The organism is Pseudomonas sp. PSPC2-3, from assembly GCF_049898265.1.
GTDB classification, from domain to species: Bacteria; Pseudomonadota; Gammaproteobacteria; order Pseudomonadales; family Pseudomonadaceae; genus Aquipseudomonas; species Aquipseudomonas veronii.
Genome location: NZ_JAFCXJ010000011.1, coordinates 54,827 through 80,030, shown reverse-complemented (window position 1 = coordinate 80,030; position 25,204 = coordinate 54,827). Strand labels below are relative to the sequence as shown.

The following is a 25,204-nucleotide window of genomic DNA, read 5'->3' as shown; positions in this document are numbered from 1 at the left end:
TATGCAAGTCGGCATGCAATCCTACCGATCAATCACTACGCTCCACCCTGAAGCCTCTCTAGGTGGTTTTGACATCTGCCGCACTCAGGAGAAAGTCCGGTTAGCGCATTGCTTTCAAGACAGGACGGTTGCAGAGGTCGCATACGCCGTCATGAACAGTGAGAGGCAACTATTGTGGGTGGGTTTTTCCAACATTGAGGTCTGAATGACGAACCTTGCAAGCCGTGAAGAGCTAATCACATGGCGAACCTTAAGGTCTTCTCATGCACAGTTATGCGCGCTTAGATATCCAGACAAATTTTGCCGAAATGCTTGTTGGTTTCCTGATACTTGAACGCTTCGACAATCTCGTTCAAAGGGAAATGACGATCAATAATCGGACGCATACCATTAGCATTGATGGCTCGGATCATGTCTTGCTGCTGGCTGCGGCTGCCCACCAATACACCCTGCAGACGTACTTGCTTGATCAGTGCGGGTACAAAATTCATTGCACCGCTTACGCCACTCAGTATCCCGATGATGGAGATGTGACCAGCAACCCGAGTTGCAACCATCGATTGCTCGAGAGTCGCGGGGCCGCCGACTTCTATGATGTGATCAACACCACGGCCACCCGTTAGAGCGCGTGCAGTTTCACCCCAGTTAAGGTCTTTGCGGTAATTGATCACATGATCAGCGCCTAGTCCTTTCAGACGTTCAAGTTTTTCGTCGCTTGAAGAGGTAGCAATGACGGTAGCGCCGGCCAATTTAGCGAACTGCAGAGCGAAAATTGAAACGCCGCCAGTGCCTTGGACGAGCACGGTGTCGCCCGGCTTGAGTGAGTCATCGGCCATCAGGGCGCGCCACGCAGTAAGGCCGGCAGTGGTGAGCGTGGACGCTTCAGCATGGCTGTATCCGATAGGCGCGAGAGTGAACGATGTGGCTTTGGCCGTCACTTGCTCACGAGCGTAGCCGTCAATGCCATCACCTGGCACGCTAACAAAACCCTCAACCAGTGGCGCACCATTGATCCACTCAGGGAAGAATGTACTAACGACCGAGTCACCCACCTTGAATTCAGTGACATCTTCGCCGACAGCAATGACTTCACCTGCGCCGTCGGCCATGGGGATGCGTTTTTCACTAGGCCCCCACATACCGCTGACCACCGCGAAGTCGTGGTAGTTGAGCGAGTTGGCGTGAAGGCGCACTGTGATTTCGCCGCGCGCTGCGGCCCGTACTTCGCTACTGCCAACCACAACCTTTTCATAACCGCCACCGGGTTGGACGAAGATAGTTTTACTGCTCATAGGGGATTCCTTGTGTTTTCTAATTACGCGAAATTACGACCGTTCGGCAAGCCCGAATCACCGGCAATGACTACACGATAGGCGACACGGATGGGCTTGCGCTCAACGTGACGGCCCGCGGCGGGAAAATCTGGCGTTTCAATACTGCTGGGCGGGCGTGCAGAAGCGTATGTCTCTCGGTAGTTATCCGCAAATCAGCCTCAAAGAAGCCCGTGCGCGACGTGATGAGGCGCGCGCCTTGGTCGCCCACGGCATCAATCCCTATGAGCACCGTAAACAGCAGCGTCGTGCTGTTCGTTTTGCGGCAGAGCAGGCCTTCGAGGCCGTGTTCAATCAATGGGTGGAGTTCCGCAGGCTGAGCCTGAAGGAAGGGCGCCAGAGCACGCTCTCGCAAATCTTGAGAATCTTCAATAAAAACGTCCTGCCCATACTGGGTGGATGGTCTATCTACGACATCAATCGTCGCGATCTGCTGGATTTACTGAGCAGGATCGAACAGCGCAAGGCCTTATCGACAGCTGAAAAGTGTCGGACCTGGTTTAATCAATTGTTCCGCTATGCGTTGGTAAAAATCGAGGGGCTAGAACACAATCCGGCTTCAGGCCTGGATGTGGTTGCACTTCGCAAACCTCCTGTTACTCACAATCCATTTCTCCGTATGGAGGAGTTCCCGGCCTTGATGGCTGCTCTTCGAAACTACGGTGGCGCCAACCAAACTCGGCTTGGCCTTCGGTTGTTGCTGCTGACCGGTGTCCGCACGGGCGAGTTGCGGCTGGCGACACCCGACCAGTTCGATTTGGAGAAGCGCTTGTGGATCATACCGGCGGAAGTGGTGAAACAACTCCAGCTAGCGATGTGCAAGCCAGGTAAGCAGATCCAAAACGTACCGCCTTATATCGTGCCACTGTCGGTGCAGGCGCTGGAGATAGTGCGCCATTTGTTGGACCAGGTTGTCCCCGCGCAGCGCTACTTATTTGCGCATCGAAGCGACCTGAGCAAGCGCATCAGTGAGAACACTCTGAATGGCGCTACTGTGTCGATGCGAATGTGCTGGAGACGTCGGGTACTCGGATCGGCATGCCGATCGCTGTTGGACTGGTCAGCGACGCGGGTTGCGATCCGGTCGAGACGGGCAATTTGGCCTCGGTCCTGCCTTTTCAGCAGGGTGGGCCGTGTTGGCGAGCGCACCTTACTGCTCCCCAATTGCGTCGTCGTCTGAGTCTGTCTGACGCATAACCCATCACCATTTTGCCGAGTGTCCCGACGTGTGGTGATGGGCGATCAGGTGACCGGGACTGCCACGTGACCTAGCGAAAAAGCTCGCAGGTTCCCCTGCGCGCTTCATTTCCTGATTAGTAAGCCTAGGTAAGTGTCCTTCGACGGCCGACACAGGGTTCTGGATATCCTCGGTAGGCGTTCTAACTTACTCCGTCTACGACAAACCCTCGATAGACTGCACCCTTGAGCCTGTGTCCAACGATGGACTGATACGCATCGCCGTGATACCAGGCCTTGGCTTCGTCGAATGTCGGGAAGGAGAAAAGTACAACGCCTTCTGGTAATTCCCCTTCAAACGCCTCAATCCGTTGATAGGCTGAAAGCATCGTGGACTGCAGGCCGGCAAGAGCAATGGTGGCTTTTTGTGCATAGATATCAAGCTCATGCTGATCGAGCGTTTTCTCTCGGATGAAGATTACATAAGCAGTCATGATCTGTCCCGTTAGCTATCGTTGACTGGGTCATCACATCAGTGGCTGATAACGACCTTGCCAAAGACGTCACGTGTCATGAGTTTTTCATACGCCCGCTTGGCGTCCCCAAACTCAAAACGACTGTCGATTACAGGGCTGATTCCATGTGCGGCGATGCCTGCGATCAAATCTTCCAGATCTTGTCGATTGCCCAGGGCGATAGGCTGGTATCGCGCCTGGCTCATGAACATGGACATGAAGTCGACGCTGCCTTCCAAGCCCGCGAGTACCCCAACCATCGAAACCTGGCCACCCACCGCAATGGCTTTGACCGACTCCTGGAAAGTGCCTGAGCCACCCACCTCAACGATGCGATTGACGCCATTGCCGTTGGTAAGCGCCCGGACCTGCTGCGACCATGCGGGATGGGTTTTGTAGTTGATGATGTCGGCTACGCCCAACAGCTTGAGCTGTTCGGACTTCTCATCGCTGGATGTCGTGGCAATGACGCGCGCGCCCAGCGCTTTTGCAAACTGGATGGCGAACAACGAGACGCCTCCCGTTCCCTGTGTCAGTACCGTGTCGCCTGCGCTTACTCCTTTGACCGCAGACCACGCAGTGACCGCAGCACAAGGTAGGGTAGCGGCCTCTTCAAAGCTCAGACTGCCAGGAATGTGGGCCAGAGCGTTTTCTGATGTGACGCGGTAATCTGCCAGCCAGCCGTCGACATCATATGAATACTGGGAATACTTTCCGGTGAACGGCCCGTCAATCCATTCAGGGAAGAATGAGTTCACGACTCGATCCCCAGTGACGAAGCGAGTCACTCCCTCGCCAACGGCGATCACCTCACCTGCACCATCGGAAAGAGGGATGGTGCCCGATGGTACGGGCGCTGTGTAGTGTCCTTGCAGAATGAGGATGTCTCGGAAATTCAACGAGGAGGCGCGTACGCGGACGACGACTTCGCCTGAGGCCGGAGTCGGAATCGCTATGGCACCGTTGACAAGGCCATCGAGCCCGCCAAATTTTTCGAGGTGATAGGCGCGGTTTTGTTTGGTTTCAGCATTCATGAAGCAGTCCTTTCTAGGGGGTTGATACATTATTTTCCCCTTGAATGCCGTGGTTGATAATCCACTGCCACCTACTCATACTGTTTAGATGAACTACACAATCGGACGCGGTGAGTTAGATGGGGTTCTCGTGTTCTTGGCGGTCGCCGAGGCGCGCGGCTTCCGGGCGGCTGCGCGCCGCCTTGGCATTACGCCATCAGCTGTTAGTCAGGCGATACGCACATTCGAACAGCGAGTGGGAGTGCCACTGCTGGCACGAACTACCAGAAGCGTCGGACTGACTGAGGCTGGAGCAAGACTGCTGCTTCAAGTGCGGCCTGCTGCTCAGCAGGTACTTCTGGGAATTGAGTCCGCGCGTAACTTCGGTGAGTCTGTAACCGGGCTGCTTCGAATCAGTGTTCCCAGGCCAAGTGTTCCTATGCTGACAGAACGCTTCGTGCCTGGGTTCCTTAGCGCGAACCCGGGAATACAGCTTGAATTTGTCGGTGATGATCACCTGGTGGACATCATTGATGAAGGTTGCGATGCCGGAGTACGACCGCGTTCATATGTACACGCTGATATGGTTGCGGTACCTCTGACCGCTGAGGAACCCAGCATTGTTGTCGGCTCACCGTCCCTGATCGCGCGCTATGCGCGGCCTCTGCTACCTGATGATATCTTGGGCCTGCCGTGCATCACCTATCGGCAGGCGGGTATTGTGCTGGACAGCTGGACATTCAGCGTCTCGGGCGAAAGACACGTAGTGCGCGTCCGTGGTCCGTTGATACTGGATGACGTGGCCGCTTGTATTCACGCCGCGGAGCGAGGGGTCGGATTGTTCATGCTTCCGCGATCTCTCGTTGCGCGCCATATCCACGCTGGAACACTTGAAGTCTTACTCGAAAGCTTCTCGGTGACCTTTCCCGGATTGGCGCTTTATTATCCCAGTCGGCGAAATGTGCTGCCCAAACTTCGTGCATTCATCGACTATGTTTTAGTCAGCAGACCTTGATAAGGGCATTGCAGTTTGAATCGCTCCGGGTTTTCTAGACACTCCCCAAGCTCGCCGTGCAGCGCTTTTCAAACTCTACCGGGACAGTTAATTGTTGAAATCATGACGCATTTTTCATGCTCGCAGCGGGAGCGATTTGGCTCGGCATAACGCCGAGCCTATAGAAAAGGCCTAAGCGATTTTCACATTCATCGTGATTCTGGCAGTGAAAACTTTCACGCCACCCTCGTCGAAGATATCAACCGGAACGAACTTGTCGCCGCCGGTTTTCCAGTCAATACCGCTGCCATCAGCTACAGCTCGAATGCTCGATTTTGCTTTCGCGAGATATTCAACGGTCATGCCTTTCGGAATCCATTTGGCGCCTGAAGGAATCGAAGCGTCAGTCATCATTCCGCCCGCGAGCTCGGCTGCGTTGCACAGGGCTATCGCGTGCACAGATGCCAGATGGTTGGTGATTTCCTTGCGAAACGGCACGTTAACGACTGCATGGCCTGGGCTGAGCTCTGAAATCTCAGGGGCGATCGTGCTGAAGTAAGGTGCCATTTGGCAGGCCATATTGCTGAACGCGGCGGGGCCTACGCTATTGAACATACTTAGAGCTTGACTCATGAGATACCCTCGCGGTTGGTTGCAGAATAATATTCTGTAACGGAATAATGTTCTGTGTTTATGGAGGCTGTCAAGCCAAGCTTTCTTTACGGTGCGTTCACCCTATAGACTCCGCTTCATTTGGCGTTTCCCCTCATGCATTCAACTGATCTGATCGAGCGTATCTATCCGGGAAGGCGTAGCGAGCTCAAGCGCACAATCCTGCGCCGAGCACTTGCCTGCTTTAACGAGGTAGGCATCGAAGCCACAAACATCGAAACCATTCGGGCTCAATGCGAAACGAGCGTAGGCGCTATCTATCATCACTTCGGCAGTAAAGAGGGACTGGTGGCCGCTCTTTTTTTCGCTGCGCTAGAAGATCAGGCAGCGCTCCGAGATAGCTATTTGCAAAAAGCACAGACGGCTCAAGCGGGTGTAGCGGCTCTGATCTATAGCTACGCTGAATGGGTCGATGAGCAACCGGACTGGGCTCGCTTTGTTTTCCAAAGTCGCTACGCCGTCTCAAGTGGGCCTTTCAACGGTGAATTGCTTGAACGCAATAAACAACGCAACAGGCAGTTGCTGGACTGGATGAGTGTCGAGGGCCGCAAGGAACAGTTCAGTCATCTTCCTGTAGAACTCTTACCGTCACTCATCATCGGCGCGACGGAAAGCTATTCGCGTGCCTGGCTTTCCGGGAGGGTCGAAAAAAGCCCGAAGCAGTATCAGGACTTTCTCGCGAAGGCTGCTTGGAATTCGATTACGCAAATTGACTAGATAGCTAACTGACTTTTGAGTAAGCGTTGGAGGTTCTGAATCAGCTGGCTTTCAAGGTGCAGGAGGCACGTCGCACATCACTTCGGCTGCAGTGAATCGCTCAGGTTTAAACCGCCCCATCACCTTTGCGGGTGCTGTTAGCTTTTCGGCCACGTGGATTTGGATTTACGGGGACGCTTTTCCCGTACTCGCTCCACCAGGTGGCGAGTGCCGCCATCGTCGGCCCGAGCGCACTCGCCTTGGCTGTCATCTCATATTCGACGCGCGGTGGTACTTCCGCGAAGACTGTTCGCGAGATCCGGCCATCGTTTTCAAGCTCTCGGAGTTGCGCCGTCAGCATGTGTTGTGTGATACCGCTAATCGCAAACGCACAAGCGGAGTTGGGCTATTCAGCCTCCCACCTTGTGCCTTTGATGATCGTGGTCAAAGTACTGGGTCCTGCCACGATTCTCTGGCGCTTTAACGTGGCGCTCAGTGATCTGGCTTATGTCGGCATGTTTTATCATCTGCTGCTCTCCGCCCTAGCACACCTGGGTGTTCGCAAACCCAAAGGTTTTCTCCCGGCAGTCGTAGCACTCATCCTCTTGGCCGCCTCCTTCATGACACAAAACGCTGTTCGCGATAAAAGACGCCTTGGCGTGTCTTGTGTTTTTTATGCGATGTTCACCGATGCAACCGGCTCCCGCGTGGCAGAGCGTGCAGCCAGGAAGGCAAGCACAGCCGCCACGCCCAGCAATGCTGCGCTCAACTCGAAGGTTGCGCGATAGCCGCTCAAGTCAAACACCAGCCCGCCAACGGTTGCACCCGAGGCAATGGCCAGTTGAATGATCGCCACCATTAAGCCGCCTCCCGCTTCAGCAGCCTCTGGCAATGTTCTGGCCAGCCATGTCCACCATCCCACTGGAGCTGCCGTTGCAACCAGTCCCCAGAGACCCAACAAGACAGTGGTGGTGGCCGCCGAACTGCCGAATGAAACGAGCGCCAGTGCGATCACCGCCATCAATATCGGAATGACGATGAGGGTGCGATGCAGGCCATTTTTCAAGAAGGCTTCAATCAGGAAGGTTCCCGCGAGCCCAGCCAGACCCAAGACGAGCAACATCAGCGATAGCGTGGAAACACTGACGTGCGTGACCGTTTCAAGGAACGGGCGCAGGTAGGTAAACAGCATAAACTGCCCCATGAAAAAGACACTGACCGCCACCATGCCTAACGCGACCGGTAGGCTTTTCATCAACTTGAAGACATTCCCAGTGCCCGAACCACTTTGTGACTTCATCGCCGGAAGGCTAAATAGAAGCCAGGCAGAGGCGATCACCGCGACCGGAATAACGCACAAAAATGCACCGCGCCAGCCGATCAACGCGCCAAGGAAACTGCCCAGCGGCGCTGCAATCACTGTTGCCAGAGCGTTGCCGCCGTTGACGATTGCCATGGCGCGAGTGATCTGGTCTTCAGGCACCAGGCGCATGGCGGTTGCGGCCGACAGCGACCAGAAGCCGCCTATCGCTACCCCGATCAACGCGCGACCGATCATGAACACCCAGTAATTCGGCGCGAAAGCGACCACTGTTCCCGAAATGATCATCAGCACAGTCAGTGACAACAGCAGAGGTTTGCGGTCGACCCGCGCCGCCACCGAAGCGATCAGAAGGCTGGCGAACAGCGCAAACAGCCCAGAGACAGAAATGCCCTGGCCCGCTTGCCCCTCGGTGATATGCAAGTCGGCGGCAATCGGCGTCAGCAGGCTGACGGGCATGAATTCCGATGCCACCAGCACGAAGGCTGCAAGCGACATGGCTAATACCGCGCCCCACGATTGTTCAGCTTTCCGGGGGGCGTGGAGGGAGTGGTTGCTCATTGATTGAATCCTGTCATGCGCGAAGCGTTGCGGCCCCGTAAAAATGAGGCCGCGCGAGAGAACCGGTGCCCGGCCAGGGGCACCGGCCATTTACTTCAGGTTGCTTTTGAAGAACGAAGTCAACTTAGCGAATGGAATGAGGTTGACCCGGTCGTAAAGATCCACATGTCCGGCATCTGGAATGATCAGCAGTTCTTTGGGTTCGGCAGCGCGTTTGTAGGCGTCTTCACTGAACTCGAGCGAGTGTGCCTTGGCACCAGCAATGAACAGCAGTGGGCGAGGGGAGATCGAATCTATGTCGTTAAACGGATAGAAGTTCATGAACTTCACGTTGCTGGTCAGTGTAGGCATGGTGGTGGTCTGCGCCGATGCGCCGGCAGGCGTAACCTCGCCACGCGGGGTGCGGTAGAAATCGTAGAACTCGTCACCCACGGCGTTACCGGTCAGCTTCAGCGGCGTGCCGCTGGTATAACGGATTTGACCACCCTGAAACTCTATATCACGCTGCTGCGCCGCTTCGCGAATGATCTGCTGACGTTGTTCCGACGTTACGCCATGCTTGAGGCCGTTACGATTGGCTGCGCCCATGTCGTACATGCTGACGGTGGCGATCGCCTTGAGGCGCGGATCAATCTTGGCCGCGCTGATGGCGAAGCTGCCACTGCCACAGATGCCAATGACGCCAATAAGCTCGCGATCAACAATGGGTTGAGTGCCGAGAAAGTCCACGGCGGCACTGAAGTCTTCGGCATAGATATCAGGCGAGACCGCTTGGCGAGGTGTGCCCGCACTTTCGCCCCAGAAGGACAAGTCCAGCGACAGCGTGACAAATCCCTGCTCGGCCATTTTGGTGGCGTAGAGGTTTGTGCTTTGCTCCTTTACCGCGCCCATGGGGTGGCCAACGATGATGGCGGCGTTTTTCGTTTTCGGGTCGAGGTCTTTCGGGGTGAACAAGTTGCCCGCGACTTTCATTCCGTATTGATTGTTGAAGGTGACTTTTTCCACCGTCACTTTGTCGCTTTTGTAGAAGTTGTCTGCACCGTTTGACATATCGGCTCCCATCGAAGAGAAAGAGGTAACAAGTAGCCCGAGGGCGAGAAAAATACCTTTCACTGGATCATCCTTTCGGTTGAGTCGTTACCGGCTGGAGTCTTTCGACTAGCCAACCAATGTGGCGTTGTCGATCACAAAGCGATACTTGACGTCACCCTTGAGCATCCGTTCGTAGGCGTTGTTGATCTGATCGGCTCGAACCAGTTCGATGTCGGCGACGATGTTGTGCTCGGCACAGAAATCCAGCATCTCCTGTGTTTCAGGGATGCCGCCGATCATCGAGCCGGCAATAGTTCGGCGCTTCATGATCAGGTTGAACACGTTGGGTGATGGATGCGGGGAGGCGGGGGCACCGACCAGCGTCAGCGCTCCGTCGCGCTTGAGCAACACCAGAAACGCATCCAGATCGTGGGGCGCTGCGACGGTATTGAGGATGAAGTCGAAGCTCTTGGTATGCGCGGCCATCTCCTCAGCGTTGCGCGATACCACCACTTCGTCCGCGCCCAATTCCTTTGCCGCTTCGCGCTTGGATTCCGATGTGGTGAATGCCACGACATGGGCGCCCATCGCATGGGCCAGTTTGATGCCCATGTGGCCTAGCCCACCAATACCGACCACGCCGACTTTCTTACCCGGCCCGACGTTCCAGTGGCGCAGCGGCGAATACGTGGTGATGCCCGCGCACAGCAGCGGTGCGACGGCGGCCAGTTGTTGCTCGGGATGGCGGATGCGCAGGACGTAACGCTCATGCACCACAACGTTTTGTGAGTAGCCGCCGAGCGTCCAGCCAGGAGCGTCTGGGGTAGGAAAGTTGTAGGTTCCGATCATGCCGTCGCAATAGTTTTCCAGGCCGGATTCACAGTCGTCACAGTGTTTACAGCTGTCGACGATGCAACCGACACCGACCAGATCGCCGACTTTGAATTCCGCTACATGGGCGCCGACCGCCGATACGCGGCCGACAATTTCGTGTCCCGGTACGCAGGGGAACTGCGTGCCTGCCCATTCGGCACGCACCTGATGCAAGTCCGAATGGCAGATACCGCAGAAGGCGATGTCGATCTGAACGTCATGGGTGGCGGGGGAACGGCGACTGATCTGCAAAGGCTCAAGGGGTTTGTCGCCCGCATGAGCACCATAGGCTTGTACAAGCATGGGAGAGTCCTCGATGGTGTGTCGGATGAACATTTTCCCGCTCTGCCCTGACTGCAAACAGTGCATTGCGCTGGATTACTTGCCTGATTCTATGAGTCTGCGTTCTTTTGCAGGACGGTTGCGCGCGGGCGAGTTAGAGTTCAGCGAAGAGGTACGAGACGAACATGATGCCCCCACACGAAACCCCCACATCGCCCCAAGAGGCGCTCGTCCAGGTCATTGGCTCGCGGGTCTTGAAACCCGGTGACTACGCAACATCGATTGCGGGTCTCGGCTTCTTTAGGCGCGAACACCCGTCGCCGCCTGTTGTTTGCATGGTCGAACCGAGCATCATTCTTGTCGCCCAAGGCGAGAAACAGCTGTGGGTAGGCGGTGAGGGTTATCCGTATGACACCTCGCGTTTTCTGGTCACCTCACTGGATTTGCCGGCCAACTCGGAGGTGCTCAAGGCGAGCCCGGAGCAACCGTGCCTGGGCCTGACGTTCAAGCTCGATTTGCGCATGCTGGCAGAGCTGATAGCGCAGAGTGATCTGCCGCCCACCCGTGAACGCTCGGCCGCGAAAGGGGTAGGCATCGGTTCAGTGACCGCAGCCATGCTGGCGCCGTTCGAGCGCTTGTTGGCGCTGCTCGATGAGCCGGAAGCTATTCCTGTTCTCGCCCCCTTGATCCAGCGTGAAATTCACTACCGTCTCTTGAAAAGTGATCAGGCTGGCCGGCTTCGACAGATAACTTCTGTCGATGGCCAAGGTTATCGGATCGCGAAAGCCATCGATTGGTTGAAGTTGAATTACACTTCGGCGCTTAGAGTCGATGAGCTAGCGGCCCGTGTACAGATGAGCACGCCAACCTTCCACCACCACTTCCGCCAACTCACCGCAATGAGCCCCTTGCAGTATCAAAAATGGCTGAGGCTGAACGAGGCAAGGCGATTGATGCTCAATGAACACCAAGACGTATCCAGTGCGGCTTTCAAGGTTGGATATGAAAGCCCCTCCCAGTTCAGCCGCGAATACAGTCGATTCTTTGGTGTTGCGCCTAAACGAGATATCGCAGTGTTACGAAAGGGCAGGCTAGCGACATTGTGAGGTCTTCTTGGCGAATCAGATCGGAGCAAGGGTCCGATTCACCAGCCGCTGCTCGGGTGGCGATAGGATACGTCCCGCCAGTTGCACGATGGCGCACTCGATACACATGTCCGATGGCGAAAGTTCGGGATGTAACAGGCGCGCAAGTTTACTAGGCCGCCATTACGGGCGTCATGCTCCAGCCAAGAGTTTCAGGTGAACAGGAGGTTGTCGCCACACAACGTCAGGTCGCGTAGCAACGACGGGTTGTCAAAGGTCAGTTCCCACCAGTATTGCCTGATTCTGTTTCATGATGAACATCGCGCGCAGGCGCGGGGCGAGAGACTTGTCGAGCATCACGAAGGACCAGGCATAGCCCGGCACCTGCGTCGGTGAACGGGGGGAGTCTGCTGGAGTAGTGGATGTTCCGGCCGGCGGTAGAGGGCGGCCGGCCGGGCCAGCAGAACCAATTGGGTGTATACCCGTTACTGGCTGCCTCCTTGCAGCCAGTAACAAAGGGTTGTTACTACGTATTGTTCAAGAGGGTTCCCGAGCAAAGTCGCAGTAAGTTAGGTGGGATATATCGATCCTATCCGCAACGAGTTTTTCATCGAGCTCAAACTCGCTGCCTCAAAGCCCTGGGTAGCGATTACTTGAGCGTAACGTCGAGCATCGGCGGGATGTAACCGTAGTCGTACTCGGCAACCACGAACGTCTGCTGCCCTTTGATCTTGATCCCCACCGTCGGTGCTTCGGTGCCGCCGATACGAATCTGCGTGCCGGTTTCGTCGGTCGGTACGCTGTCGATAAATGAGGTCACCAGGCCGTTGGGCATCACGCAGTGCGAGTAGGTCTGGAACGGCTGGGAAGACGGATTTCCCAGTACCAGGCCGGAACCGTTCAAGGGTACGTAAGGACCGAACAGCGAATCTGCGACAAAGCCGTACACACCGTCTGGCCCGGTCACCCCATCGGCATAGGTAAAGGTGTGGCTGATGGTGAACAGGTAGTACTTGCCGTCCTGGAACACGAAGTGCGGGCGTTCGGTCTGATCGTTGACGCCTACCGCGGTCAGCAGCGGCGGCAGCATTTCCCAGTCGTCGCCGTCTTCGTCACGGGCCACTGCGATGCCGACACAGGCCGTCTGGAAGCGCGAGTTGCCGACGTCTTCATAACCCGGCGGCACATCACCGACTTCTGCTTCACCGACCTTGTGCGAGCCGCGCTCGCCGGCCACGTTGCCCTCGAACAGCATGTACAGCTTGCCATCCTTCGGGTCGCGGAACGGCCATGGATCACGGAAACCCCAGAAGGCGTTTTGCGCTTCGGTCTGGTACATCTTGCCGTCGGCCTCGAACAGCGGCTTGACCTTCTCGAAGCCGACCAGGCTGACGCCATGCTCGGTGGTCACCACACGGCCACGCACCTTGACGATGGTCGCGCCCGGCGTGACCGCGGTGTAGTACAGGTCCACTTCGCCTTGCTCGTTCAACAGAATCGGCGTGCCGGCCCATTCGCGAACGGTCGGCGAAACCCCTTCAGCCATCACTCGGCCGCCGAGTTCCCAGTTCTTGCCGGTGCGGGAGAACCAGTAGTACATCTTTGCCCGACCATGGCGATCGTTCCAGTCGCGGGTGATGTCGTAGTTACCGTTCTGGTCGAGGTATTGCGGGTCGTTCGGGTGACGATCCGCAGTCAGGGTGAAGATCACTGACCAGCCATCGACAGAGGTGATGTTGCCGTCGATATCACGCAGCGGCATGGTGTCCCAGATAAACACCTCGTCGCTCAGTACCGGGAAGTTCGCACTGACCAGTGGCTGGGTGGTAGTGGGGTCGTCCGCGCGGACTTTCAGCGCATCGGCTCGGGTCCACAGGCTGGGTTGATGGGGTGTTTTGCCAAATTTCTCAGTGTTGCTTTTCATAGGGAAAAACCTCGTCCATGAATGGATTCAAATAAATACTGATCAAAAAATACTGTATTTATATACAGTCATTTAACTGTAAAAGACTCCTCCCTTCGGGTCAAGGGAAAAAATGCATTTATGCATAATTGAGTTTTTTGTTGAAGCTGATACGTTTCAGCTTGTGATGTTTCTAGAGGTTTGTTCTCGGACCGATCAGCGACGTTACCTGCATGATGCTGGGTAGACGCAGGTGGTCAAATCGATCAACGCTGTCGAACCTTGCAAAGAGTTTTGGTGCGATGGCATGCACGTAGCCCTGCGTCTTCAACGCCTGCATCACTATCAGTAGGAGTCAGGCAATGAACGGTGCAATCGATGCGCGGGCACGTCACCGAGAGGCTCAACCGGCATTAATACTTGCAAGTTAGGGGCTGCGGATTGTGGGTTAAGTCAGTCGAATTAATTTCGCAGCTGTTTCGAAAGCCGACAGCAACGATGCTACCGAGCCAATCAAGCTGATCAGGTTGCCTGGGATCGGGTACATCGCCCCAAGGGGTTAATACCGATACAAAGTCGACTCACCGGAGGTACGGACGAAAATTTGGATGAACTGATGGCGATCTCATCCCAGGCCTAGGTCCGTGAAAGCTACCAAAGCGGAGCTGGTCGGCCGGTCCGTGGCGCCGACGTTTCCCGCTCCAAACATAGCGCTACAGAGTTCCACTGAATTCTGTCAGCGATCGAAACAAGGACCTCCGGGTCCTTTTTTCGTTCCGGCGGGAACCACTGACATCCAGCACCGTCCAGTGCTTTTAAGTCCTGAATTGTTGGCGCCGAGCGTTCTCCATCGCTCAAGCCCGGTGACTCGGCGAAGCCCTGAACGCTTCCACCGTCAGCGGGCGGCGCCGTGTCGTACCACTTCTATGCAAAAGGCCTGTTCGTAGGGCGGTACGTTGCATTCGACAATATCAGTGGCGGCGACTTGCAGGTGTATACCGACAATGTCGGCCCGGATCGGCTGCTGACGGACATGCCGGTCGACCAGTACCGCCGTATGGACTCGACGAGCCCCCAGTTGTGCCAGATATGCGCAAGTGCGCAGGAGGGAATGGCCTTCGAAGAGCACATCATCGACCACCAGAAACGTGGTATTGGCCAGATCCAACCTGCCCAGGGCCGGGTTTTCGGTCAATTGCGTGTAGGTATGCAGCACTTGCAGGTCGTCGGCGTAGCGCTTGACCTGCAGCGGGTAAACAGGGAGTTCCGGCCGGCCGGTCTGACGCGCAATGTACTCGCGCAACCTTTGAGCCAGGGGCTGACCCCTGCGTTCGATGCCTATCAGTGCCGTATGCGTCGGTGGCAGAAGGGTGGCGGCCTTGCGCGCCATCGTCTGCAACACAACATCCAGCTCATCACTGTCATACAGGCGCAACCGTTGACTTGCCACTAGGATCGTCATTGCTTTCTCCTGCTCGGGAAACATGGGGTCATGCGGTGCCGGCTACGGCAGCAGGCGTATGCCATGAGATACGTGTGCAATCGGCGAGTCTGAACTCCTGAGGCGCCGCACCCTTGCGAGTGCATGTTGGGTCAATGTAGACCGGCTGACCCTGGCAGGATTGATATTGATCAATCGCGATCAATCCAACGCCCGATCCTTTCAGCCGACGCGAATCTGCGGTAGCGCCAGAGGTGTGGGCACAAGCTGCCGCGAGTGAATGTATTGCGTGCCCGGGCACTTGATATAAATCAACTCCAAGGCCGCATCGACGGAGGATTCTGAGTTCATAAAGAAGGTGCTCGGTTCGGCGGTGAACACGACAGTTGTCCGCCATTGCGGGCAATGACAAACGTGCAAGCCCATGGAGTCCGATCATGAGCCAGTATCAACGGTTATTGCTGATCATCAACCCGGCGCTGCGCCGGTCTCAAGCCATGAACCATGCTGCCGCTCTGGCCAAGGTCAGCGGTGCCAGCCTGCACATTGCTGCCTTGATCCCTACCTGGAACCTGTTGTCGCTGCTCGAAGAGGGTGACCGGGAAAAAGCTCGCGAAAATTATCTGCAAGATCATCGCGATTGGCTCAAATACCAGGCAGCTCATCTGCGTGATAGTAATAAAGGTATCGAAGTGACGGCTGAAGCGAAGTGGGCCGACGACCTTCAGCAAGAGATTCTCGATTACGTCGCAGAAATGCAGCCAGACCTGCTGATCAAGCAGGTGCAGCGCGAACCGGCACTCAAGCGTGCATTCATCACCCCGCTGGATTGGCGTTTACTGCGTCACTGCCCGATACCGGTCTATCTGCTCAGCGAAGACGACCTGCCCTTGCCGCGCAAGATCGTGGCGGCGGTCGATGCCTCCAATACCCTTGCCCAGGACAACGAGCTCAATGAACGGATCATCCAGCAGGCTTCCAGTCTCGCCATCCAGTGTCAGGCCGAGTTGCACTTGCTGTATGCCTGCGACATTTCCATGGTGTACCTGGGCGATATGGGCGGCGGGGGCCTGACAATTTCGGACCTTGGCAGGCAGTTGCGCAAAGGTCATGAAAAGTCATTCCTCGAACTGGCCGACCGTTATGGCGTGCCTGCCGACCGGCGGCATTTCATTGAAGGACAGCCTGTCGCGGTGCTCCATGCGTTCACCGATGAGCAGCATATGGATGTGATTGTGATGGGCAAGGTCCAGTCCCACGGACTGGACAAGCTGCTGGGCAGCACCACCGAACATCTCCTGTATCAGGTGTCCTGCAGCATTCTGGCTATCTAGCGCGGCGAGGGCCGCCTATTCCGAAATCACAGGCGTGATCGTCGGAGGAGGTCCTCGTGATCCTTAGTCCCTCATTGCAAACCCTCTTGCCAAACCGCGTCGAGGCCGGTCGACGACTGGTGGAACCCTTGCTCAAATACGCCAACAGGTCTGACGTCATCAATCTCGCGTTGCCCCGGGGCGTTGAACGGAACGCCGATTTGCGTTTGCCGACCAACACCCGCGCCTTGCTCGTTTTCGTACACGGCAGCGGTAGTGGCCGTTTGAGCCCGCGTAATCAATACGTGGCCGATGTACTGGCCCATCGGGGCTTGGGTTCGCTGTTGTTTGACCTGCTCACGGAAACGGAGCAGCGCCTGGATAACTTGAGGCGTATCAGGATTCTGACGCACGCTCGTTTTATCAATCTCTTCAAGCGTGTATGCCGATGAAGAAATTTTATTCCCGGCGATCATTTCCTCGCGATTTTCCAAGCAAGCGCCGCTTTTGTTTTTCCAGGAAGAACATCACCTCGAGCTTCAGATTATCGGGGTCGAGGAAATAAACCGCATAGTAGCCCTCGCCATAATCCGGATAGTCAGCGGGTGCGTCGACAATCGTAACCGCCTGATCCAGCAGGAACGCGTAGAGCGCATCGACGTCCTCGCGCGCGGCAACCTCGAATGCATAGTGGTGATAGCCCACATCGCCGGTCCGGTGCTTGTGTTTGCGCCCCTGGGCATCGGCTTCGGTGATCCAGAACAGGGTTTCGCCATTGGTCCAACCAATAACCCGGTCGAACTCCCACTCTATGGTGAATCCCAAGAAACCGAGTACCTGATCGTAGAACGCCCTGGAGCGGTCCAGATCGCTGACACGAATAGCCAAGTGGTCTATCCCGATGACGTTCATCCTGTCAGGTCTCCTCGATTTCGGTTTCTTGGGACAAAGAGCGCTGTTGAACTCAGAACGGGGCGTCGATATCGACCACGACAATGAGCTTGTGGTTGACGAACTCCTTGAGCCCGAGACCGATCAGCTCGCGGCCGTACCCCGAGCGGCGCACGCCACCGAAAGGCAGGTCGGCTTCGACCTTGGTCGGATGGTTGACGAATACCATGCCGGTGGAGATTTTCTTCGCGACTTCTGCGCCATGCGCCGTGTCCGAGGTGAATACCGAACCGCCGAGGCCGAACGGCGAGTCGTTGGCGATACGCACTGCATCGTCTTCATCCTTGGCGCGGAACACCATGGACACCGGACCAAAGAACTCCCAGTAGCGAGCGGGGTTGTCTTCGGCGACATCGGTCAGGATCGTCGGCTGCACGAATGCCCCATCGACAGGCACGGGCGGTCCGACTTCTTCGGCCTTGGCGCCAAGCTTCACGGCTTCGAGGATCTTTTGCTTGACCTCATTGGCCGCGCTTTGCGAGGAGAGCGGTGCCAGGGTCGTTTTCGCATCGAAGGGATCGCCGGCCACCAACTCCGCGACGCCCTTGCGATAGAGCGCGAGGAAGTCGTCATAGACCGCATCGACCACGATCATGCGCTTGGAGGACACGCAGACCTGCCCGGCATTCCAATGCCGGCCGAACACCGCCCATTTGCTCGTTTTCGCCAGGTCCGCGTCGGCCAGCACGACGAAGGCGTCGGCGCCGCCGAGTTCCAGGGTGGATTTTTTCAGCGCTTTACCCGCTTGCGACGCAACCACTGCACCGGCGCCTTCCGAGCCGGTCAAGGCAACGCCCTGCACGCGGGCATCGTTGATGATCAGCTCGATCTGCGAACGCGTGGCGTACAGATTACGGAAGGCGCCGTCAGGCAGGCCGGCATCCTTCATCAGCTTTTGAAAGCCAGCGGCGCTTTGCGGCACATTCGCTGCGTGTTTGAGAAGCACGGTATTACCGGCAGAAAGCTGCGGCGCCAGAATGCGGGCGATCTGGTAATAAGGGAAGTTCCACGGCTCGATCGCCAGCAGCACGCCGAGCGGTTCGCAGACGAGAACCGCCTCGCCCTCGGCAGGGTCGAGGACCGGGAGTTTCTCCGGCTTGAGCAAGGTTTCGGCATTGCGCACATAGTATTCGAAGATTTTTGCCGACAGCTCGACCTCGGCTTTCGCCTCGGCAAACAGCTTGCCCATCTCCAGCGTCAGTACCCTGGCAAAGGCGTCGCTGTCCTTGCGCAGGATATCGGCCGCATTCTGCAGGATGCGCGCACGTTCGGCGAAAGATGTGTCCTTCCACGCCAGGAAAGCCTCATGGGCCTTGCCGATGGCCGCGGTGACTTCTGCATCGGTCGCATCGGGAAAGGTTTGCAGTGTCTCGCCCGTATAGGGATTGATTGTTGCGTATGCCATGTAAAAGCTACTCCAGAACCGTTTCGACTAAATGGCCAACCCGCCGCTGAGTGCATATGCCGGGCCTGCCGAAGGTACACGAGGAACAGGTTTCAAACATGGAGCCAAAGGTCGCAGGCCCACCCAGACCCGAGAGATCGGGGAGCTCACTTGACGTTCAGGGCGGCGGCGACGGTCACTGAAAGCGGCCACGATGATCTGCCGATCAGCGTCTCCTGTTGATCTTTGTCATAGAAAGGCAAAGAAGAGGCGTCCTTGCGCGGGTTGCCTGACTAATAGGCATCCCCCTTTTGCGCGACTTGTGCCATAAGACCGGTAGCGTTGGCGACCCGATGGCGCAGCAATAGCATCCATTGACTCCCCGACCCTGGGGCCGGGTGGCGGGCATTGCGCCAGACTTCGGCGCGCTGGAAGGGTGGTGCTGTACTGCTTTGGCATTTGTTGGGCCCGCTGTAACGCAAGCTCACTCACGGATACAAGGAGATAAGCATGAAAGCTGCTGTTGTTGCCCAAGGGCAACGCGTGAATGTGATCGAAAAAACATTACGGCCTCTGAAACATGGTGAGGCTCTCCTTAAAATGCAGTGCTGCGGGGTCTGCCATACCGACCTGCACGTCAAGAACGGCGATTTCGGTGATAAAACCGGGGTGATCCTAGGCCATGAAGGCATCGGTATCGTGCAGCAGGTAGGACCAGGCGTCACCTCTCTGAAGCCCGGTGACCGTGCCAGCGTAGCCTGGTTCTTCCAGGGCTGTGGGCACTGTGAATACTGCAACAGCGGCAACGAGACACTCTGCCGCAACGTAAAAAACTCCGGTTACACCGTGGATGGCGCAATGGCCGAAGAGTGCATTGTCGTCGCCGACTACTCGGTGAAAGTGCCTGATGGGCTTGATTCTGCGGCGGCGAGCAGCGTGACCTGTGCTGGCGTAACGACCTATAAAGCCGTGAAGGTTTCCAATATCCGCCCTGGGCAATGGATTGCGATCTACGGGCTGGGCGGCCTGGGGAATCTGGCGTTGCAGTACGCAAAAAATGTATTCAACGCCCGAGTGATCGCCGTGGACATCAACGATGATCAACTGCAGTTCGCCAGGGAAATGGGCGCTGACCTGGTCATCAACTCCCGCAACGAGGATGCCGCAAAAGTTATCCAGGAGAAGGTCGGCGGAGCTCACGCGGCTGTCGTGACGGCCGTCGCCAAGGTCGCGTTCAACTCTGCGGTGGATGCCCTGCGTGCCGGTGGACGCCTGGTCGCAGTTGGGCTTCCGCCTGAAGCCATGAGCCTCGATATTCCTCGGTTGGTGCTTGACGGGATCGAGGTGGTCGGCTCACTGGTCGGTACTCGACAAGACCTCGTAGAAGCCTTCGAGTTTGCCGCGCAAGGCAAGGTGGTGCCGAAGGTAACATTGCGTCCGATCGAAGATATCAATGAGATCTTCGATGAAATGCAGCAAGGGAAAATCAAAGGCCGCATGGTGATTGATTTGAGTCATTGACGGGCCATTGGCAGTCGCTCGGGCGGCTGCCAATACCGTTGGCTCCTCGCGACGAGAAGCGCAGCCGATCGCTTTTGCCGATAGTTTCTGGATGGTTTTCTCACCTGCATCGCTAGATATTGAGGCGAGGTTGATGATAGGTTTTGCGTCCAAAACCATCCTGCGCGGGAGATAACCGATGTTTGGCGTGACCGACTATGGCGCTTTCATCATCGCCTTCATCATCGTCCTGGCCATTCCTGGCCCCGGCAATTTTGCCCTCATCACGGCGACCGGCAAAGGCGGGATAAAAGCGGGTTTGGCTGCGACGTGCGGAGTGATACTCGGTGACCAGGTGCTCTTATGGCTGGCGGTTGCTGGCGTCGCAACCCTGCTGGCCGCGTATCCGGCAGCGTTCCATCTCATTCAATGGTTGGGCGCGTCGTACTTGGCGTGGCTGGGCCTGCGAATGTTGTTTAGTCAGGCTGGGGCCGCGCCGCGCAAGAGCCGGATGGATAACGGCCATTTCCTGCGTCAGACCATGATGATCACGTTGCTCAACCCCAAGGCGATCATCTTCTACATGGCCTTTTTTCCGTTGTTTGTCGATCCGGTGAAGCATCAGGGCATAGTGACATTCGCGTTCATGGCCGCGACCGTAGCGGTGGTGACGTTCCTCTATGGTTTGATAGCCGTCCTATTGACCCACAAGCTCGCTCAGCGCATGCGGGCCAACCCGCGCATCGCCAATCTGCTGGAGCGCTTGGCCGGCGTTTGCCTGCTGGGGTTCGGCGTCAAGCTGGTCGCCATGCGCTGAATACGAGCCGTTGGTTTACCCTGGCAGTGATGCCGACGTTGCCCGCTGGGTGCTACGGTGATGGCTTTCTAGCAACCCATTCGAGATGTCCCTATGAAACCCAATCCGACAATCGATAACGTATTACGCGTCGCGTTGGTTACAGGGTCCACTTCCGGTATCGGCGCAGCCATTGCACGTGCACTAAGCCGGGCAGGCTATGCAGTGGTGCTCCATTCGCGAAACTCTGCGGATACGGGACGCGCTATGGTTGCCGAAATGAAGCAGGCTATTTACGTGCAAGCTGATCTTGCTTTTGAAGCTGACAGGGTCAGGCTTGTTAATGAGGCGATCGCCGCGTGGGGGCAGCTCGACGTATTGGTCAATAACGCTGGTATTAGCAGAGTCATCCCGCACGGCGACCTTGCCTCGGCCAACTCGACGGTGTGGCACGAACTTAACGAGGTTAATGTCGTGGCGCCGTTCCACCTAGTCGCATTGGCCGAGTCGGCATTGCGCGATGCCGCCTGTTACCGTCGAGCAGGTTGCGTCGTAAACATCAGTTCGCATGCCGGTATCCGTCCTAAGGGCGCATCTATTCCCTATGCGGTAAGCAAAGCTGCGCTTAATCACATGACCCGCTTGCTCGCGGTATCGCTGGGGCCAGAAATTCGCGTAAACGCTGTGGCGCCTGGCTTGGTCGACACGCCGCTGACCGCAGAGTGGACAGAGGCCCAAGAGTTGTGGCGAACTCGCGCCCCTATGCGCAGGGCCGCTAGCCCAGACGACATCGCAAACGCTGTTGTAATGCTGGTCGAGTCGGACTACTTGACCGGCGAGATACTCCTCTCAGACGGCGGGTTGAATCTGACCTAGGTTTAGCGTGCTCCGGTATCTGGCGATGGTTGCAGGCGTTCCGCTTGCGCCTCGTTGACGGTGCCGATGTGTATTATTCCGAGGTATCAGGCCTCGGAAAGCTGAAACCGATAACCGACCCCATACAACGATTCGATGGGCGTTTCCCCTGGGCACGCCTGCTCCAGCTTGCGCCGCAGGTTGCGGATATGGCTGTCCACCGTGCGGTCGGTGACCACGCGGTGGTCGGAGTAGATCTTGTCGAGCAGTTGGTCACGGGAAAACACGCGGCCGGCAGAGCGGGCGAAGGTGCTGAGCAGTCGCAGTTCCAGGGGGGTGAGGTCCAGGGCGATGCCGTCTATCGAGGCGCGATACTGCGCTTCGTCGATCAGCAGGCGCGGCGCCGAGCTGACCAGCAGTTGGGGCCCGCGGCGCAGGATGGCCTTGACCCGGGCCACCACCTCCCGGGGGCTGAAAGGCTTGCAGATGTAGTCGTCGGCTCCCAGGTCCAGGCCCAGCAGGCGGTCCACCTCTTCGACGCGGGCGGTGATCATGATGATCGGCACGGCGCTGAAACCGCGCAGGTCCTGGCAGATTTGCATGCCGTCGCGCCCGGGCAGCATCAGGTCGAGCAGGATCAGGCGCGGTGTTTGCGCACGCACGGTCGGCACCACCTGCAAGCCGTTGTCCAGGCACACGGTCGAGTAGCCTGCCGCGACCAGATAATCCTGCATCAAGGCGGCCAGCTTCGGTTCATCTTCGACAATCAGGATCGGGCTTTTGTCGGTCATGGTTCAGATATCCCGTGGCAAGCGCAGGGTCAGCCAAAGGCCGCCGAGAGGCGAGTGAGCGGCGCTGAGGCTGCCGCCGTGGGCGAGGGCGATGTTGTGACAAATCGCCAAGCCCAGACCGGCTCCGCCACTGGCACGGTTGCGCGATGATTCGCCGCGATAGAAGCGCTCGAACAGGCGCGGCAGTTGCTCGGCCGAAACCCCTGGGCCGGAGTCGATGAAGTCGATGCACACATTCGCGCGATCGACGACGGCGCGGATGCGGATGAGCCCGTTCGGGTCGGTGTAGCGCACGGCATTTTCCAGCAGGTTGGAAAACAATTGCTGCAGGCGGCTGGCGTCGGCCAACAATTCCAGGGGCTGCGACGGCAGCTCCAGTTCGACGCGCAGATGCCGGTCGTTCAAACGCTCCTGGAACATCGACACGCTGGCTTGCAGCAGTTGATCGAGTCTGCACGCGCTCTTGCGGTAGGTCAGCGCGCCCACATCCGCCAGGGACAGTTCATACAGGTCATCCACCAGTTTGCTGAGCATGCTGACCTCACCTTGCAAGGACTTCATCGACCCTTGGTTCAGGGTGCGAACGCCATCCTCGATGGCCTCCAGCTCACCGCGCAACACCGACAGCGGGGTGCGCAACTCGTGGGAGACATCGGCCATGAACTCGCGCCGCATCTGTTCATTGCGCTCCAGGGTGTAGGCGAGTTGGTTGAAGTCCCGCGCCAATTGGCCCACTTCGTCATTGGAGGCCACGGCCACCCGGCTGCCGTAGTCGCCGCTTGCCAGGCGGTGGGTCGCCGCCGCCACCTTTTTCACCGGCTCCAACAGCGTGCGGGCGATCCACCAGGCAATCAGCATCGCCAGCAACAGCGAAAAGGCGCCCATCACCAGGCTGGTGCGTAACTGGTATTGCTGGAACCGTTCGCCGCCGGCTTCGGTCACGCTCTGGAACGGGGTCACGGCCAGCCAGCCAACGGTTTTATCGGCCACCACAATCGCGCGCAACAACGCATCGTTGCCGATATCCGGGTAGCCGTTCACGCGTTTTTTGTGTTCATCCAGCAAGGCGATGCGAAACAGCGCGCCTGTCAGGTCCGACGCCATGGGCGTGCGTAAATCGTTCTTCGCCGGATCTTCGCCGACCTCGGGCCGCATGATGTCGAACCAGCGATCCGACCGGTTGCGCAGGAACTCCCAATTGCCTTCGCGCGCATAGGCGCTGGCCAGGCGCGGCAGCACGGGGGCCATGCGCTCCAGCGCCTGCTCATTGAGATAGCCGAGAAAGCCCCGCCCGAAACTCCAGCTCGTCGCCACCCCCATGCTCAGGATGACCAGCAGCACGCCGGCCAGTACCGCAATAAACAGTTTGGTGGAGATACTCAACTTCATGGAGGTGGGCCGTTAAGAATGGATTGGGCCATTTAGGCCCTGGCGAAGAAAAGATTCAACCCGGCCGGGCAATCTTCAATTTTCCTGCACATTTGCCTTGCACGATGGCGCTGACTCAAGCCATCCCGTCTTGTAGAGGCCGCTATGTCGACGAAAATCTTCGCCAAATACCTGGTAACCGCCGCGGTTTGCCTGTCCTTGTTCATTCTGGTCCTGCTGGGCGGTTGCTCCGGCGGCGAGCCGGCACCTCAAGCGATCACTCCGAAAGTCTCGGTGATCAGCATAAAACCCCAGAGCCAAGTGCTGACCACCGAGTTGGCGGGGCGTACCCAAGCCTTCATGGTGGCGCAGATTCGCCCGCAAGTCGGCGGTATCGTCCAGCGGCGGCTGTTTGTCGAGGGGGCGGATGTCAAGGCCGGCCAAGCGCTCTACCAATTGGATGCGGCGTCCTATACCGCCGCCCTGGCGCAGTCCGAGGCGAGCCTGGCCAAGTACCGCGCCACCCTTAAATCGGCGCAGGCCACCGCCAGGCGCGACGCCGAATTGGTGAAGATCAATGCCATCAGTCAGCAAACTAACGAAGACGCTCAGGCCACCTTGCTGACGGCCGCCGCCGACGTGCAAGTCGCCGAGGCTGAAGTCCAAACCGCCCGCATCAACCTGGCTTACACGCGCATCACCTCGCCGGTCAGCGGGCGCATTGAAACATCCACGGTGACCCCGGGCGCGCTGGTGGTGGCCAATCAGGACAGCGCATTGACCACCGTGCAGCAACTCGATCCGATCTACGTAGACGTTACCCAATCGACCACCGAACTGCTGCGCCTCAAGCGTGACCTGGCCAGCGGCGTGTTGCAGTCCAATGGCAACGGCGAGGCGCGCATCAGCCTGAAGCTGGACGACGGCACCACCTACAACCAGCAAGGGCGGCTCAAGGTCAGCGGGGTGAGTGTCAACGAGGGCACGGGCACCGTCACCCTGCGTGCCGAATTCGCCAACCCGGACCACCTGCTGCTGCCGGGCATGTATGTCCGCGCGGTGCTGGAACAGGCGCGCGATGACCAGGCCATTCTGATCCCGCAAAAAGCGGTGAACCGCAGCGCCAGCGGGGTGACCACTGCGTTGCTGGTGGTCGACGGCAAGGTTGAACAGCGTGAGCTGACCATCGATCGCGCGGTGGGCAATCAGTGGTGGATCACCGCGGGCCTGAAGGCGGGTGATCAGTTGGTCGTCGAAGGCGGACAAAAAGTCCGTGCCGGCGCCGCCGTCCAGGTGCAGGACGCCAATGCTCAGGCGGCCACGCCGTCCACCCCTGTGAAGGAGGGTTAAG

The 25,204-nt window shown here is 57.6% G+C and carries 22 protein-coding genes and 3 pseudogenes; 10 read left to right on the top strand and 15 right to left on the bottom strand.

The genetic code is table 11. From position 1 onward, the window contains the following. Positions 1-281: 281 nt before the first annotated feature. Positions 282-1,292 (bottom strand): zinc-dependent alcohol dehydrogenase family protein, encoded by a 1,011-nt coding sequence (locus ACP7E3_RS24645; protein ID WP_046383999.1) that lies wholly within the window; start codon positions 1,290-1,292, stop codon positions 282-284. Positions 1,293-1,324: 32 nt separating this feature from the next. Between ACP7E3_RS24645 and ACP7E3_RS24640 the strand changes: the two are divergent. After that, positions 1,325-2,332: pseudogene (locus tag ACP7E3_RS24640) on the top strand (tyrosine-type recombinase/integrase); the annotation flags it as partial. Between the two features lie 378 nt (positions 2,333-2,710). Here ACP7E3_RS24640 and ACP7E3_RS24635 read toward each other — a convergent pair. Both ACP7E3_RS24635 and ACP7E3_RS24630 read right to left on the bottom strand, forming a co-directional pair. Beyond that, on the bottom strand, positions 2,711-3,001 hold the full coding sequence (locus tag ACP7E3_RS24635; RefSeq protein ID WP_046383998.1) for a DUF1330 domain-containing protein: 291 nt from the start codon (positions 2,999-3,001) through the stop codon (positions 2,711-2,713). Between the two features lie 38 nt (positions 3,002-3,039). Next, positions 3,040-4,056 (bottom strand): zinc-dependent alcohol dehydrogenase family protein, encoded by a 1,017-nt coding sequence (locus tag ACP7E3_RS24630; protein WP_046383997.1) that lies wholly within the window; start codon positions 4,054-4,056, stop codon positions 3,040-3,042. An 88-nt stretch (positions 4,057-4,144) separates the two neighbouring features. On the opposite strand from ACP7E3_RS24630, the gene ACP7E3_RS24625 reads away from it, so the two are divergent. Continuing rightward, complete coding sequence (locus ACP7E3_RS24625; RefSeq protein WP_079443481.1) at positions 4,145-5,050, top strand: LysR family transcriptional regulator; 906 nt, start codon at positions 4,145-4,147, stop codon at positions 5,048-5,050. A 171-nt stretch (positions 5,051-5,221) separates the two neighbouring features. Here the strand turns inward: ACP7E3_RS24625 and ACP7E3_RS24620 are convergent, their stop codons facing one another. Beyond that, positions 5,222-5,662: a hotdog fold domain-containing protein gene (locus ACP7E3_RS24620; protein WP_057005557.1), complete on the bottom strand. Its 441-nt coding sequence runs from the start codon at positions 5,660-5,662 to the stop codon at positions 5,222-5,224. Between the two features lie 135 nt (positions 5,663-5,797). Here ACP7E3_RS24620 and ACP7E3_RS24615 point away from each other — a divergent pair, with 135 nt between their 5' ends. Beyond that, positions 5,798-6,418, top strand: coding sequence for a TetR/AcrR family transcriptional regulator (locus ACP7E3_RS24615; protein ID WP_046383995.1), 621 nt, complete (start codon positions 5,798-5,800; stop codon positions 6,416-6,418). 106 nt (positions 6,419-6,524) lie between these two features. Here ACP7E3_RS24615 and ACP7E3_RS24610 read toward each other — a convergent pair. From ACP7E3_RS24610 to ACP7E3_RS24595, 4 genes and pseudogenes are all read right to left on the bottom strand, one after another. Then, positions 6,525-6,782, bottom strand: a pseudogene (locus ACP7E3_RS24610) (winged helix-turn-helix transcriptional regulator); the annotation flags it as partial. A 288-nt stretch (positions 6,783-7,070) separates the two neighbouring features. Next, positions 7,071-8,279 carry an MFS transporter gene (locus tag ACP7E3_RS24605; protein WP_256822633.1) on the bottom strand — a complete coding sequence of 403 codons (1,209 nt, stop codon included), beginning with the start codon at positions 8,277-8,279 and terminating at the stop codon, positions 7,071-7,073. 90 nt (positions 8,280-8,369) lie between these two features. Beyond that, on the bottom strand, positions 8,370-9,392 hold the full coding sequence (locus tag ACP7E3_RS24600; RefSeq protein WP_426124698.1) for an alpha/beta hydrolase: 1,023 nt from the start codon (positions 9,390-9,392) through the stop codon (positions 8,370-8,372). Between the two features lie 45 nt (positions 9,393-9,437). Then, a complete protein-coding gene (locus tag ACP7E3_RS24595; protein WP_079443483.1) occupies positions 9,438-10,487 on the bottom strand; it encodes an NAD(P)-dependent alcohol dehydrogenase in 1,050 nt (349 codons plus the stop codon). A 164-nt stretch (positions 10,488-10,651) separates the two neighbouring features. Here ACP7E3_RS24595 and ACP7E3_RS24590 point away from each other — a divergent pair, with 164 nt between their 5' ends. Continuing rightward, entirely contained in the window at positions 10,652-11,572 is a 921-nt protein-coding gene (locus tag ACP7E3_RS24590) for an AraC family transcriptional regulator (RefSeq protein ID WP_046383991.1), read from the top strand. A gap of 628 nt (positions 11,573-12,200) precedes the next feature. Here the strand turns inward: ACP7E3_RS24590 and ACP7E3_RS24585 are convergent. From ACP7E3_RS24585 to ACP7E3_RS24575, 3 genes are all read right to left on the bottom strand, one after another. After that, positions 12,201-13,475, bottom strand: a complete 1,275-nt coding sequence (locus ACP7E3_RS24585; RefSeq protein ID WP_046383990.1) for a glycoside hydrolase family 68 protein — start codon at positions 13,473-13,475, stop codon at positions 12,201-12,203. 874 nt (positions 13,476-14,349) lie between these two features. Next, the gene (locus ACP7E3_RS24580) at positions 14,350-14,916 is read right to left on the bottom strand and encodes a phosphoribosyltransferase family protein (protein WP_104903495.1); all 567 of its coding nucleotides are present in this window, start codon (positions 14,914-14,916) and stop codon (positions 14,350-14,352) included. A 201-nt stretch (positions 14,917-15,117) separates the two neighbouring features. Continuing rightward, on the bottom strand, positions 15,118-15,276 hold the full coding sequence (locus ACP7E3_RS24575) for a hypothetical protein (RefSeq protein ID WP_426124695.1): 159 nt from the start codon (positions 15,274-15,276) through the stop codon (positions 15,118-15,120). Between the two features lie 56 nt (positions 15,277-15,332). Between ACP7E3_RS24575 and ACP7E3_RS24570 the strand changes: the two genes are divergently transcribed. Both ACP7E3_RS24570 and ACP7E3_RS24565 read left to right on the top strand, forming a co-directional pair. Next, a complete protein-coding gene (locus ACP7E3_RS24570; RefSeq protein ID WP_046383989.1) occupies positions 15,333-16,229 on the top strand; it encodes a universal stress protein in 897 nt (298 codons plus the stop codon). 56 nt (positions 16,230-16,285) lie between these two features. Continuing rightward, positions 16,286-16,597, top strand: a pseudogene (locus ACP7E3_RS24565) (hypothetical protein); the annotation flags it as partial. 70 nt (positions 16,598-16,667) lie between these two features. Here ACP7E3_RS24565 and ACP7E3_RS24560 read toward each other — a convergent pair. Together ACP7E3_RS24560 and ACP7E3_RS24555 are read right to left on the bottom strand one after the other, a co-directional pair. Then, positions 16,668-17,120: a VOC family protein gene (locus ACP7E3_RS24560; protein ID WP_288076558.1), complete on the bottom strand. Its 453-nt coding sequence runs from the start codon at positions 17,118-17,120 to the stop codon at positions 16,668-16,670. A 52-nt stretch (positions 17,121-17,172) separates the two neighbouring features. Continuing rightward, positions 17,173-18,564: an NAD-dependent succinate-semialdehyde dehydrogenase gene (locus tag ACP7E3_RS24555; protein ID WP_046383987.1), complete on the bottom strand. Its 1,392-nt coding sequence runs from the start codon at positions 18,562-18,564 to the stop codon at positions 17,173-17,175. A gap of 489 nt (positions 18,565-19,053) precedes the next feature. Between ACP7E3_RS24555 and adhP the strand changes: the two genes are divergently transcribed. The 3 genes from adhP (at position 19,054) to ACP7E3_RS24540 (ending at position 21,715) form a co-directional block, all read left to right on the top strand. Beyond that, positions 19,054-20,064: an alcohol dehydrogenase AdhP gene (gene adhP, locus ACP7E3_RS24550; protein WP_017847956.1), complete on the top strand. Its 1,011-nt coding sequence runs from the start codon at positions 19,054-19,056 to the stop codon at positions 20,062-20,064. Positions 20,065-20,242: 178 nt separating this feature from the next. After that, complete coding sequence (locus ACP7E3_RS24545; RefSeq protein WP_046383985.1) at positions 20,243-20,860, top strand: LysE family transporter; 618 nt, start codon at positions 20,243-20,245, stop codon at positions 20,858-20,860. A 93-nt stretch (positions 20,861-20,953) separates the two neighbouring features. After that, positions 20,954-21,715, top strand: coding sequence for an SDR family NAD(P)-dependent oxidoreductase (locus tag ACP7E3_RS24540; protein ID WP_079443487.1), 762 nt, complete (start codon positions 20,954-20,956; stop codon positions 21,713-21,715). An 86-nt stretch (positions 21,716-21,801) separates the two neighbouring features. On the opposite strand, the gene ACP7E3_RS24535 is transcribed toward ACP7E3_RS24540, so the two are convergent. Next, complete coding sequence (locus ACP7E3_RS24535) at positions 21,802-22,485, bottom strand: response regulator (RefSeq protein WP_108525618.1); 684 nt, start codon at positions 22,483-22,485, stop codon at positions 21,802-21,804. A 3-nt stretch (positions 22,486-22,488) separates the two neighbouring features. Continuing rightward, positions 22,489-23,874, bottom strand: coding sequence for a sensor histidine kinase efflux regulator BaeS (baeS, locus tag ACP7E3_RS24530; protein WP_046383982.1), 1,386 nt, complete (start codon positions 23,872-23,874; stop codon positions 22,489-22,491). A 144-nt stretch (positions 23,875-24,018) separates the two neighbouring features. On the opposite strand from baeS, the gene ACP7E3_RS24525 reads away from it, so the two are divergent. Further along, positions 24,019-25,203 (top strand): efflux RND transporter periplasmic adaptor subunit, encoded by a 1,185-nt coding sequence (locus ACP7E3_RS24525; protein ID WP_046383981.1) that lies wholly within the window; start codon positions 24,019-24,021, stop codon positions 25,201-25,203. Position 25,204: the final 1 nt, after the last annotated feature.